The organism is Maribacter litoralis (genome assembly GCF_902506355.1).
Taxonomy (GTDB): domain Bacteria; phylum Bacteroidota; class Bacteroidia; order Flavobacteriales; family Flavobacteriaceae; genus Maribacter; species Maribacter litoralis.
The window spans coordinates 1,383,822-1,396,335 of the sequence record NZ_LR733271.1 but is presented as its reverse complement, the minus strand read 5'-3'; the positions used below and the strand labels follow the sequence as shown (position 1 = coordinate 1,396,335).

12 protein-coding genes are annotated in these 12,514 nt (G+C 35.3%); 5 read left to right on the top strand and 7 right to left on the bottom strand.

The genetic code is table 11. From position 1 onward, the window contains the following. Nucleotides 1-8: 8 nt before the first annotated feature. The gene (locus EXIGUO8A_RS05810; protein WP_159302359.1) at nucleotides 9-530 is read right to left on the bottom strand and encodes a DUF3575 domain-containing protein; all 522 of its coding nucleotides are present in this window, start codon (nucleotides 528-530) and stop codon (nucleotides 9-11) included. Between the two features lie 128 nt (nucleotides 531-658). On the opposite strand from EXIGUO8A_RS05810, the gene EXIGUO8A_RS05805 reads away from it, so the two are divergent. Beyond that, complete coding sequence (locus EXIGUO8A_RS05805) at nucleotides 659-1,423, top strand: exodeoxyribonuclease III (protein WP_159302357.1); 765 nt, start codon at nucleotides 659-661, stop codon at nucleotides 1,421-1,423. A 70-nt stretch (nucleotides 1,424-1,493) separates the two neighbouring features. Beyond that, entirely contained in the window at nucleotides 1,494-2,534 is a 1,041-nt protein-coding gene (locus EXIGUO8A_RS05800) for an aldo/keto reductase (protein ID WP_159302355.1), read from the top strand. A gap of 104 nt (nucleotides 2,535-2,638) precedes the next feature. Here EXIGUO8A_RS05800 and radA read toward each other — a convergent pair whose 3' ends face one another. From radA to panC, 6 genes are all read right to left on the bottom strand, one after another. After that, nucleotides 2,639-4,000 carry a DNA repair protein RadA gene (gene radA, locus EXIGUO8A_RS05795; RefSeq protein ID WP_159302353.1) on the bottom strand — a complete coding sequence of 454 codons (1,362 nt, stop codon included), beginning with the start codon at nucleotides 3,998-4,000 and terminating at the stop codon, nucleotides 2,639-2,641. A 72-nt stretch (nucleotides 4,001-4,072) separates the two neighbouring features. Beyond that, nucleotides 4,073-4,243, bottom strand: a complete 171-nt coding sequence (locus tag EXIGUO8A_RS05790; protein ID WP_157490896.1) for a hypothetical protein — start codon at nucleotides 4,241-4,243, stop codon at nucleotides 4,073-4,075. Between the two features lie 48 nt (nucleotides 4,244-4,291). Next, nucleotides 4,292-5,434 (bottom strand): alpha/beta hydrolase, encoded by a 1,143-nt coding sequence (locus EXIGUO8A_RS05785; protein ID WP_159302351.1) that lies wholly within the window; start codon nucleotides 5,432-5,434, stop codon nucleotides 4,292-4,294. Nucleotides 5,435-5,462: 28 nt separating this feature from the next. Further along, complete coding sequence (locus EXIGUO8A_RS05780; RefSeq protein ID WP_159302350.1) at nucleotides 5,463-6,428, bottom strand: lysylphosphatidylglycerol synthase transmembrane domain-containing protein; 966 nt, start codon at nucleotides 6,426-6,428, stop codon at nucleotides 5,463-5,465. Nucleotides 6,429-6,430: 2 nt separating this feature from the next. Continuing rightward, the gene (panD, locus tag EXIGUO8A_RS05775; RefSeq protein ID WP_071340572.1) at nucleotides 6,431-6,781 is read right to left on the bottom strand and encodes an aspartate 1-decarboxylase; all 351 of its coding nucleotides are present in this window, start codon (nucleotides 6,779-6,781) and stop codon (nucleotides 6,431-6,433) included. Between the two features lie 8 nt (nucleotides 6,782-6,789). Continuing rightward, nucleotides 6,790-7,635, bottom strand: a complete 846-nt coding sequence (gene panC / locus EXIGUO8A_RS05770) for a pantoate--beta-alanine ligase (protein ID WP_159302349.1) — start codon at nucleotides 7,633-7,635, stop codon at nucleotides 6,790-6,792. Nucleotides 7,636-7,737: 102 nt separating this feature from the next. Here panC and EXIGUO8A_RS05765 point away from each other — a divergent pair, with 102 nt between their 5' ends. From EXIGUO8A_RS05765 to glmS, 3 genes are all read left to right on the top strand, one after another. Next, entirely contained in the window at nucleotides 7,738-8,547 is an 810-nt protein-coding gene (locus tag EXIGUO8A_RS05765) for a glycogen/starch synthase (RefSeq protein WP_071340570.1), read from the top strand. A gap of 5 nt (nucleotides 8,548-8,552) precedes the next feature. Further along, a complete protein-coding gene (locus EXIGUO8A_RS05760) occupies nucleotides 8,553-10,472 on the top strand; it encodes a DUF4270 domain-containing protein (protein WP_159302348.1) in 1,920 nt (639 codons plus the stop codon). Between the two features lie 156 nt (nucleotides 10,473-10,628). Then, nucleotides 10,629-12,473: a glutamine--fructose-6-phosphate transaminase (isomerizing) gene (gene glmS / locus EXIGUO8A_RS05755; protein ID WP_159302347.1), complete on the top strand. Its 1,845-nt coding sequence runs from the start codon at nucleotides 10,629-10,631 to the stop codon at nucleotides 12,471-12,473. Nucleotides 12,474-12,514 lie beyond the last annotated feature (41 nt).

The window sequence follows — 12,514 nt, the reverse complement described above, 5'->3', positions numbered from 1 at the left end:
AGTACCCATTAAAACCGGAAACCTAAAGATAATCCCACTCTGAACATAAAGTCATCTTGGAAATCTTCTGGATTAATATTTCTACCCAAACCTCCGTTTATTTCAATCGTGAATTTTTGACTTCTAGTAGCCCATTTATAACCACCTCCAAGTCCAAGGGCAACTGTAGAATAGTCATAGTTTCTGTTACCTAAATTGTCAGAATCATCATCATCTTCCCCAGTGTAGTAAAGTCCGAATACTTCTGCAAAAAGTCCGCTTTTGGGTTCAAAACCAAAGTAAGCCCTTAAATTGGGACCAATACCGAAGTTGCCATTGTAATCTGTAGATTTTCCATCAAAATAAATAGTACCTCCAATACTGGTATCTTCATTTAGATAATATTCATAACCCATTTCAACCGTAGTGGTCACTAAAAACTGACCAATGTTCAATTTAACCTCATGGCTGTTGTCGTCATTATAATAAGCTTGTGCAAAAGAAGAAGTTGTTGTAATTATCAAAAGAGTCGTAAAGAAGAACTTGTACATGAATAAATTTTTATTAAATAGAATTGGCTTAAGTAATTTCTTTTAAAGTTGTGAAATTATGATTTTATAAGAAAGTATGCACCTTTAATCCTTAACTCTTTTTTATTTTTAGGCTAAAATTTAGATAGATGAAAATCATATCCTATAACGTAAATGGTATTAGGGCGGCAATAAGAAAAGGGTTTTTGGATTGGTTGGTGGCTGTGTCACCAGATGTAGTGTGTCTTCAGGAAATAAAGGCTAATGAAGAGCAGCTGGACCTTACTTTGTTTGAAGAAGCTGGCTATAAATACAATTATTGGTATAGTGCGCAAAAGAAAGGGTATAGCGGGGTTGCCATTCTTTCAAAAACAAAGCCCGATGCTGTTGTATTAGGTACCGGTATAGAATATATGGATTTTGAGGGTAGAAATATAAGAGCTGATTTTGGCGATATTTCCATTATGAGCATGTATTTGCCTTCAGGAACAAACATTCAAAGATTAGAGCATAAGTTGATGTATATGGCAGATTTTAAGACATATGTTGATGACCTTCGGAAAACAAATCCAAATTTAATAGTGCTCGGGGATTATAATATATGTCATGAAGCTAGAGATATACATAACCCTGTAGGACTTAAAAATGTTTCTGGTTTTTTACCAGTTGAGAGAGAATGGATAGGGGATTTTATAGACAGTGGTTTTATAGATAGTTTTAGGGAGTTTAATTCTGAGCCAGATAATTATACATGGTGGAGTTATAGGGCAAATGCCAGAAATAATAATAAAGGTTGGCGATTAGATTATGCAATGGTAGCTTCTTCATTAAAAGACAGGTTGTTAAGGTCAGTAATATTATCAGAGGCAAAACATAGTGATCATTGCCCAATTTTAATTGAGTTAGATAGTTGAGCATATAGGTGCCATAACCCTGATTATATTTAGTAGTTTTGTAGTTGTTGAAAGCCATTAAAAGAGTTGAATGATCTATACCAAATTACCGCACACTGAAATTGAAGTAAGTAAAATTTGTTTAGGTACCATGACCTGGGGAAACCAGAATACCGAAGAAGAAGGTCATGAACAAATAAATTTTGCTTTAGATAAAGGAATTAATTTTTTAGATACTGCCGAGTTGTATCCGGTACCTGCACATAAAGATAGGTATGCCGATACCGAAAAGGTTATTGGAAATTGGTTTAAAAAGAATGGAAATAGGGAGAATATTGTTTTAGCCTCTAAAATTGCTGGAAAGGCAGAAATGACAAAGTTCATACGTTCTACAGGCTTTACAAGGGAATCAATTATAGATGCGGTTGAAGGAAGTTTGGCTAGATTGCAAACAGATTATATTGACTTGTACCAATTACATTGGCCAGACCGTAGTACCAATTATTTTGGACAAAGAGGGTATAAGCATGACATCTCAGATTATTGGGAAGATAATATTCATCAAGTTTTGGAAACCATGCGCGACTTAATTAGAGAAGGTAAAATTAAACACGTAGGGATTTCAAATGAAACTCCTTGGGGCACTATGCGTTTTTTGGAAGAAAGTAAAGTTCACGGAACTTTGCCTAGAACAATTACAGTTCAAAATCCATATAGTTTGTTGAATAGACTTTTTGAAGTTGGCATGTCTGAAATAGCCATGAGAGAGCAGGTAGGGTTGCTAGCGTATTCACCTATGGGCTTTGGTGCGTTAAGCGGCAAATATTTAGGCGATAGAATGCCAGAAGGTTCAAGGCTAAGTTTATTTCCTCAGTATAATAGATATATTGGCGATACGGCTGTTGAGGCAACCAAAAGGTATTATGAACTAGCCCAGGCAAACGATATGACTTTGGCGCAAATGGCATTGGCTTTCGTAAATACTAGACCTTTTGTAACTAGTACTATTATTGGTGCAACGAATTTGAGACAATTGGAAGAAAATATTGGAAGTATAGACGTTGAGCTGTCCAGTGATGTACTTAAAGGCATAGAAGCTATACATAATTCCATACCTAACCCTGCACCATAAATGGAAAATTTAGTTCTTCTTAAAATCGGGTTCGGACAAATTGTTCTTGTTGTTGTGGTAATCGTTATAATTATGGTTTTGGCCAGAATAATGAGAGATAAGCGCTAACCAAATAAGTTACCGGCAACTTCTTCAATTTTAGAAGCCAATAATATTCTTATTTTGGTGGCTTTAAGACCTATTTTATTATTTTTTGAAATGATAATAGTATCGTAGCCTAATTTTTCAGCTTCAAGAATACGTTGTTCAACCCTTTGTACGGGTCTGATTTCGCCGGCAAGACCAACTTCTGCAGCAAAACAAATGCCTTTATCGATTGGTATGTCTTCATTGCTTGATAAAATTGCAGCGATTACAGCCAAATCAATTGCTGGATCATCTACTGAAATTCCACCAGTAATATTCAAGAATACATCTTTAGCTCCTAATTTAAAACCCGCTCGTTTTTCTAAAACGGCCAATAGCATGTTCAAACGTTTTGCATTGTAGCCAGTTGTAGAACGTTGAGGTGTGCCATAGACCGCGGTACTTACCAAGGCTTGAATTTCTATGAGTAAGGGTCGCATTCCTTCAACGGTAGAGGCTATAGCGGTACCACTTAATCCGTTATCACTTTTGGAAATCAATACTTCAGATGGGTTATTGACTTCTCGTAAACCACTACCTTGCATTTCGTAAATGCCAAGTTCTGCGGTAGATCCAAATCTATTTTTTAATGATCGTAGAAGGCGATATACATAATTACGGTCGCCTTCAAACTGAAGTACGGTGTCTACCATATGCTCCAATATTTTTGGTCCTGCAATAGACCCATCTTTGGTGATGTGCCCAATAAGAATTACCGGAGTATTGGTCTCTTTCGCAAATTTTATAAGTTCTGCGGTACATTCCCTTATTTGAGAAATACTTCCCGCAGCAGACTCAATATAATCGGAATGAAGCGTTTGTATAGAATCGATAACAACGATATCCGGTTCGGTGGCTTCAATCTGTTTAAATATATTTTGCGTCTTTGTTTCGGTTAGAATAAAGCATGTTTCACTATTTGGGTGAATTCTATCGGCCCGCATTTTAATTTGCTTTTGACTTTCTTCACCTGAAACATATAATGTTTTATAGGGTAGTTTTAATGCAATTTGAAGTAATAGGGTACTCTTGCCTACACCTGGTTCACCACCTAGCAAAACCAAAGCTCCAGGTACCAAACCGCCACCAAGAACCCTGTTGAATTCAAGGTCAAAAGTATTTAGGCGAACTTCTTTTTCAATGCTGATCTCGTTGACCAAAAGCGGTTTTGATACTCGTTTTGCGGTCTGAGACGGAGTTTTCCAACTTGATTTTTCCTCTTTTTGAACAACCTCTTCAACTACGGTGTTCCATTGTTTGCAAGCAGAACACTGCCCGACCCATTTGGCATATTGGGTACCACAATTTTGACAAAAAAAGGCAGTTTTTGTTTTGGCCATCTTTAGCTTTTAAAAAGAGGCTAAAGGTAGCAAGAAGTTTGCGAGGAGTAAATTCTAGAATGAAATTTAGAATTAATTTTTACTCGACCTTTCTTTTTTAAAAGCGCTAAAGGCGAGAAAAAATGAAGCCCATGCCATAAAAAGGGCAATGCCGTTATAGGCTAGATTAAATTCTCCTTTTAATCCAAAATAGGTAAATAGTACTCCGGAGAACACGAAGTACATTGCGTCAATTTTAATCATAATTAAGTAGGTTAGGCTAATTTGGGAGTAGCCGTTTATTAATTCTGTTTAAAAGCCGAAATCGGCTTTTAGTGCGTCCATTTTTTCAAGGGCCATTTCTTTAGTTAAAAAATCTATTTCTTTCATTTGAAAAGACTTTTCAAATGTTCTTAATGCTTTTTTAGGTTCGCCAAGTTGTTCATAGTACTCTGCTTCAAAATAAAAACCAAGCATAGTCTCGGGGTATTCTTTTTTACAGAGGTCGGATAAAGGTTTTAACGATTCAAAATCTTCTTTTTTTCTAGAGGCAGCATAAATTGCCATAATGTCGTTCAATTCAACTGGTTTGCTAAAGCCAAACATATCAACAATACCTTGGTATTTATTCTCTAAATAATTGTAAACAGGTTCTTCACTGGTAAGAATCTGTGTTTTATATTCCTTAGGGCTTATGGGCTTAAACATGCCAAAGATATTGTCAAAGGCTTTGCCTATACCGTAAGTCGCTACAGAGATATGGTCAGCATTTGTATATTCATCAAAGAAATAATGTAAAGACTCTTTTTCTATAGATTTAATATCATTGTGCATAGTCAATATTCTCTGCTTGTCATTACTTGCTTCCCCTTCAACAATAAGTTGGTAAAAAATTTGATTGTCAAAAGCACCCAGTCGCATGGGTACTCTGCTTTCCATTTCTGGGGCAAGTGTGGGTGAAATACTTACATAGCCATCAAATATAGAATTGTCTTTAAAGAGCCAGTAGTTCATGAAGTTCGCAGTGATGTCATACCCTACGATCATCTTAAAAGGCGCTGTGCTGTAGTTAAGGTCTAGGTAAGGTATAAGTTCCATACCAATAAACTCATAAAAGCTTTTGCCTTTCTCAGAAGGTAAACCACTTTCTGGATCAAAAGCACAATCTTCATATCTAAGATCGTTTTTGCTTTGGTCAATACCTACAACTATACTTTGGGGCATACCATGAAATCTACTATAAAATTTAGAGGTAGCTACAACTTGCTCGAATAGATACTCGCCATCAAGTGCTATAATTATTGGGTATTTTTTGGTTTCGTCTAAATTCTCTGGAAAATAATAATGAACATCTCTACGTTCTTGAAGTTTAAACGATTCGAAAATTTCTTGTGTTACTTGCGCAAAGGAGGTTAAGCCAAATAAGAGTGCGAAAATAAAAGATAGATTACGCATAAGGGGTTATTGATTAGATGTAAGTAAACTACTTGCTTCTGTTCAATAACGGTAATAGCAGAAAAGATATTGCACCAAAAACAACTATCATTAAAGTCTGTGCGATCCAAATTATCCATCCAAAGGCATCACCCGATACAGAGCTAATACCAAAGATTGCCAAAGCACTGCTAACGGCAATAGGGTAAAGCCCTATACCACCGTTAGTTGTAGCCATGGCAAAAGCCCCTGCAACAAAGGCTACCAAAAGTTGGCTTAAGGAAAGTGAAATGGTTTCGGGAACGGTAAATTTTATTATCCAAAGCATACCGATATAGCATCCCCAAATGAAAAAAGTGTGTAAAATGAACAGCCATTTATTTTTCATTTTAAAAATGCTGAATACTCCGTCAAGAAGTCCTTTTACAAAGGTTTTTATTTTATTGGCAAATTCACTTTTAGATCTCTTGATGATAAAAATACAAACGAATAATAAAGCGATACCACCCAATGCCAAAAAAAGAAGTCCGGTAACATTAAAACCACGTTCTTGTAGTATGCCCATAATTACATCTGTCTGAAGTAGAAAAGCCAGGGTTACAACCAATAGAAGCATAATTACATCAATAACCCTTTCGGTTACAATGGTGCCAAAACCTTTTTCAAACGGAACGTTTTCATACGTGGATAATGCCGTTGCCCTTAGTATTTCTCCAGTTCTTGGAATACCAAGATTGGCAAAATATGAAGTTAGAATGATTAAAATGTTGTTTATGAGCTTGGGTCTGTAGCCAAGTGGTTCTAAAAGGTAGTTCCACCTTATGGCTCTAGACACGTGACCGAGTATACCTAGTAATACAGATAAGAATACATATAACGGATTTGCTTCCTTAATGTAAAAGATAATTTCCTTTCTATCTTCGGGTGTAGTGGAGTTGTAAGAATACCAAACTAAAAAAACTCCCAAGGCTATTGGGAGTATAATTTTAAGATTCTTTTTCAGTGTATTGGTCAACTTTAGGTCAATAGGTTGTTTGCTTCGTTAGGGAAAACTAAAGAAGGGTTAAATTTCTTTGCCTCTTCAATATCCATCCAAGTATAAGAAATTAATATTAAAACATCTCCTACGGCAACTTTTCTGGCCGCAGCACCATTTAAGGTTATTTCACCACTTTTTCTAGGACCCGGTATAATATATGTTTCTAGTCTTTCACCGTTATTATTGTTGACAATTTGAACTTTTTCACCACGAATAAAATTAGCGGCATCCATTAAATCTTCGTCAATAGTAATACTACCAACGTAATTAAGATCGGCACCGGTAACCTTTACACGGTGTATTTTAGATTTAACTACTTCTACTTGCATAACTTTTACTAATTTAAGGCTATGTTATCTATTAAACGTACGTTCTCTACGTAAACGGCAATAAACGCCCTGTATTTTATATTATTTATTTTATCAGTTACTGGTGTTAAGGTTTCAACATCGGTAATGTCGAAATATTCAAGCTCAAAATCGTTTGTTCTTTTAAACTCGTTAACTACCCAGTCTTTAATATTCAGTACATTATCCGTGCCAAATTTATTTTTGGCAGTCTTTAATGTCTCATAAATGAACGCAGCTTTTTGTCGTATTTCTTTACTTAACCTTTCGTTTCTAGAACTCATGGCTAAACCGTGGTCTTCTCTTACAATTTCACAACCAATTATTTCAACAGGTATTTGTCTTATTTCAGTAAGTTTCTGGATAATACGTAATTGTTGAAAGTCTTTTTCGCCAAAATATGCTTTTGTTGGGTGTACCACTATTAGTAATTCTTCAACAATTGTACCTACACCATTAAAATGGTCGTCTCTAAATTCCCCTTCCATCACCTTGTCCAGTCCTTCAAAATCATAAATTTTTGGAATAACGGTTTCAGGGTATATTTCAGAAACGTCAGGGGTGAATACTATAATGTCTTCTGAAATTTCAGAAATCAAAAGTAAATCTGCATCTAATGTTTTTGGGTATTTGTTCAAGTCCTCTAAGTTGTTGAACTGCGTAGGGTTTACAAAAATACTAACAACCACCTTGTCATTTTCAGAAACCGCTTTTTTTATCAACGATGCATGTCCTTGATGAAGGGCTCCCATAGTTGGCACAAGACCTAGGTTTAGGCTGCTACCAAGTTCGTTCAGTTTTTCTGTAAGTACTTTTTTGGTCTTAATTACCTGCATTGAAAATTGCATTAGCGAGCAAACTTACTATAATTACTGCTAATCTCTATATTTTTTGTAATTTTGCGGTTACGTTCCAGTGAAAAATAAAATATAACCTTTATGAATGGTAAAAAGATATTGTTTGTATCTTCTGAATTAGTTCCTTACTTACCCGAAAACGAAGTTTCCTTAATGTCTTATGAAGCACCTAGAATGGTCAACAGTAATGGTGGCCAGATTAGAATTTTCATGCCTAGATATGGAAACATTAATGAAAGAAGACATCAATTACATGAAGTAATTAGGCTTTCTGGAATGAATTTGGTCATTAATGATATGGATATGCCATTGATTATTAAAGTGGCTTCTATTCCAAAAGAAAGAATACAAGTTTACTTTATTGACAACGAAGAGTACTTTAAGCGTAAAGCCACTTTTACAGACAAGCAGGGAAACCTTTTTCCAGATAACGACCAACGTGCAATATTTTTTGCAAAAGGTGTTATGGAAACTGTAAAAAAATTGAATTGGTCGCCAGACATAATTCATGTTCATGGTTGGATGGCTAGCTTGCTTCCATTGTATTTGAAGAAATACTATGCTGATGAGCCGCTTTTTGGTGACAGTAAAATTGTTTTGTCGGTTTACGGTAAAACTTTTGAAGGGGCTTTGGATAAGGACATGATCAAAAGAATTTCTTTTGATGGTATACCAGAAGAAGAAATTGCTTCTTTAGGCGAGCCAACTTATAATAATTTGTTAAAGGTAGCTGTTGATTATTCCGATGCTGTAATTTTAGCTTCTGAGGATATTCCAGAAGAATTAGAGAGCCATATTACCAACCAAGAAAAACCCGTGTTGCCATATGTACCTGTTCAAGAGTTTGAAGAGGCGTATGCAAATTTTTATAACACCGAAGTTTTAAAATAATCTGCATGAATTTTATTGCTAAGTCCGCTTTCCCCAAATTTTTGGGATTGTTTTTGATGTTGGTTTTTTTAGTTTCTTGTGAGCAAGATTTAACAACCGTAGGTACTGGTGTAGTTGGTAATGAGCCTTTTGCTACTGGTAAAGAAGTCTATGATGTGTTTGCTTATAATAAAAACATAGAAGCGGTACAGACCAATAAGTTGGCTGTTTATCAATTGGGTACGTATAATGACCCAATTTATGGTAAAACCGAGGCGTCTGTAACTTCGCAATTTTTTCTTAGTACGGCAAATCCTACTTTTGGGAGTTTTTCTCAAGATAAGGAGGATAGGGCGGGTACTACAGATGAGGCTATAACAACAGTTCAGGAAAATGAGACGGTAAAAGAGGTATATCTTTATATTCCCTTTTTAACAAATTCGTTGGATACTGATGGAGATGGTGTTGCCGATGAGTACGATGCCGAGCCAGAGAATAGTGATAATGATAACGATGGCGATGGGGTTTCGAACATTATAGAAACCGCATCGAATACAGATCCTTTAGATGATACAAGTGTGGATGCTGATCGTGATGGTCTAAATGATACAGACGGCGCCACTATATTTGCTAACAATTTTGCTGAAAAGGTGGAGTTGGATAGTATTTATATTAACGGAGTTAATTATGATGATGTAGCTAAATCTCCATTGCCAAAATTTAATTTAAAGGTTGAGCGATCAACCTTCTTCTTAAGAGATTTGGATCCAAATGCCAGTTTTCAAGAAGCACAACAATATTATTCTAATCAAGTGTTTTCACCAGATTTTGTTACAGGTGATCCTTTGTTCCAGGGTGAAGTAGAAATCATTGATGAGGAAATTTTAATTCAGAATGAAGATGATGAATCTACAGAAGATGTAGATGAAGCGCAAACAAATACCAAGTTGCCACCAGGAATTAGAGTAGCATTGGACAAAGATTTTTTTCAGGAAAATATTTTGGATAAGGAAGGTAGTTCAGAATTAATCAGTCAATCTAATTTTACTGAATTTATTCGTGGTCTTCATTTCTCTATAGTAGATGGTGATGGTAACGATGTACTTTTCATGTTCGATTTAAGAAGTTCAAATATTACCATGACGTATAGTTACACAAACTATGATACCAATGGTACCATAGATGATACTAGTGACGATAACCCAAATAATATTTTAGAAAGAGATTTTACTTTTTCATTTTTAACTCAAAATACATCGACTGGTGTAATTTCTGGAAACGCTGTAAATACTTTAATTACTGAAAATTACGGACCGCAGATATTGCAGGCTTTGGATAACGATGAAAATGCAGCAAGAATATATGTTAAAGGGGGTCCTGGTACATATGCGGAAATTAATTTGTTTGAAGAAGATGGTGGTGAAAATATTCTTGAACAAATAAGAAGTGAAGATTGGGTAATTAACGAAGCAAATTTGGTGTTCTATATTGACAGAGATCAATTGGATGCTGCAGGTAGTACATTAGAGCCGCCAAGACTTTATTTGTACAACGCTGAAAACAAATTCCCTTTAATTGATACATCGACAGATGTTGCTTTGGCTGAAGCGGGTTCTCCTAATCTGTTTGCTTTTTACCCAAATTATGGTGGCGTTATAGAAAAGACTAATGGTAAAGGTGTACGTTATTCTGTAAAAATCACCGATCATATTAATGATATGGTCGTTAGGGATTCTACAAACGCTACATTAGGTTTAACTTTAGCTACAAATATCCAAAATTGGAATATATCAGATGCAAAAGTTGCAAATGGTGAAGAAGAATTGCCAATAACTTCAACGGTAACACCATTAGGGACTATTCTTTACGGTAGTAATTTAGAAGCCACTGATCCAAATTTTGATAAAAGATTAAAACTGGAAATTTTTTATACACAAGCAAATTAGTAAGTGTTTCTACATTTATTGAAATTAATTTAGCTGTCTACATACCACTTATACATAATTATCGTTGTTTAAACTAAATAATTAAATTCTAATGGTGTAATTAATTAGTTTTGCGACAATTAGAATTCAATATAAAATACTCAAATAGAAAGTAATATGTGCGGAATTGTTGGTTACATAGGACATAGGGAAGCTTTTCCTATAATAATAAAAGGACTTCAAAGATTAGAATACCGAGGTTATGATAGTGCAGGAATTGCATTGTATGATGGTAATCAGATAAATCTTTCCAAAACAAAAGGCAAGGTAGAAGACTTAAAGTATAAGGCAAAGAGTATTTCTCAGGCTGGTACTATCGGTATTGGTCATACACGTTGGGCAACACATGGTGTTCCAAATGATGTTAACTCTCACCCGCATTATTCCAATTCAGGTGATCTAGTAATAATTCATAATGGTATCATTGAAAATTATGAATCCATAAAACAAGAGTTGACCAAACGTGGTTATATCTTTCAGTCTGATACCGATACAGAAGTATTGATTAATCTAATTGAGGAGGTTAAGAAAACCGAAGATGTAAAGCTTGGTAAAGCGGTTCAAATAGCACTTAACCAAGTTGTTGGTGCATATGCAATTGCAGTATTTGATAAAAATAAGCCAGATGAGATTGTAGTGGCTAAGTTGGGTAGTCCTTTAGCTATTGGTGTTGGTGAGAAAGAATTTTTTATAGCATCGGATGCTTCTCCGTTTATTGAGTTTACTAATAACGCGGTTTACCTAGAAGATGAGGAAATGGCCATTATTAGACTTGGAAAAGAAATAAAGCTTAGAAAAATTAAGGATGATGCAGTTGCGTATCCAAGAATTCTAGAGCTTCAAATGAATCTTGAAGAAATTGAGAAAGGTGGTTATGATCACTTTATGTTAAAAGAGATTTATGAGCAACCTAGAGCTATAAAAGATACGTATAGGGGGCGTTTGTTGGCAGACCAAGGTTTAATTAGAATGGCGGGAATTGACCTTAATATGGAAAAGTTCTTAAATGCCAATAGAATTATTATTGTTGCTTGTGGTACATCTTGGCATGCAGGTTTGGTGGCAGAGTATATATTTGAAGATTTAGCAAGAATTCCTGTAGAAGTAGAGTATGCTTCAGAGTTCAGGTATCGAAATCCTGTTATTACAGATAAAGATGTATTAATTGCAATTTCACAATCTGGTGAAACTGCAGATACTTTAGCGGCAATCAAATTGGCTAAAGAAAAAGGTGCATTTGTATTTGGTGTTTGTAATGTGGTAGGTTCATCTATTGCAAGGGAAACAAATGCCGGAGCCTATACACATGCCGGCCCAGAGATTGGGGTTGCCTCAACAAAGGCGTTTACTACTCAAATTACTGTATTGACTTTAATGGCTCTAAAATTGGCTAAGGCAAAAGGCATTTTTTCAGAATCTAAGTACCATGAGTATTTAACTGAATTGGAAACTATACCAAGTAAGGTTGAAAAATCTTTGGAATCCAATACATTAATTGAAATTATATCAGATGTCTATAAAGATTCAACTAACTGTCTTTATTTAGGAAGAGGGTATAATTTTCCTGTTGCATTAGAAGGTGCGCTTAAATTAAAAGAAATCAGTTACATTCATGCTGAAGGATATCCGGCAGCGGAAATGAAGCATGGTCCAATTGCACTTATCGATGAGCATATGCCAGTTTTTGTAATTGCTACAAAAAAAGGACATTATGAAAAAGTGGTAAGCAATATCCAAGAAATTAAATCTAGAAAAGGTAAAATTATAGCAATTGTTACTGAAGGGGACGAACAGGTAAAAGAGTTGGCAGATCACGTAATTGAGGTGCCGGAGACTTTAGAAAGTTTGACGCCGTTATTGACTACAATACCTTTGCAATTGCTCTCGTACCATATTGCGGTAATGAGAGGTTGTAATGTAGACCAACCTAGAAACCTTGCAAAATCTGTAACGGTGGAATAATTAAAAATATTAATATAATTATCAAAAGGGGTATGATCTTA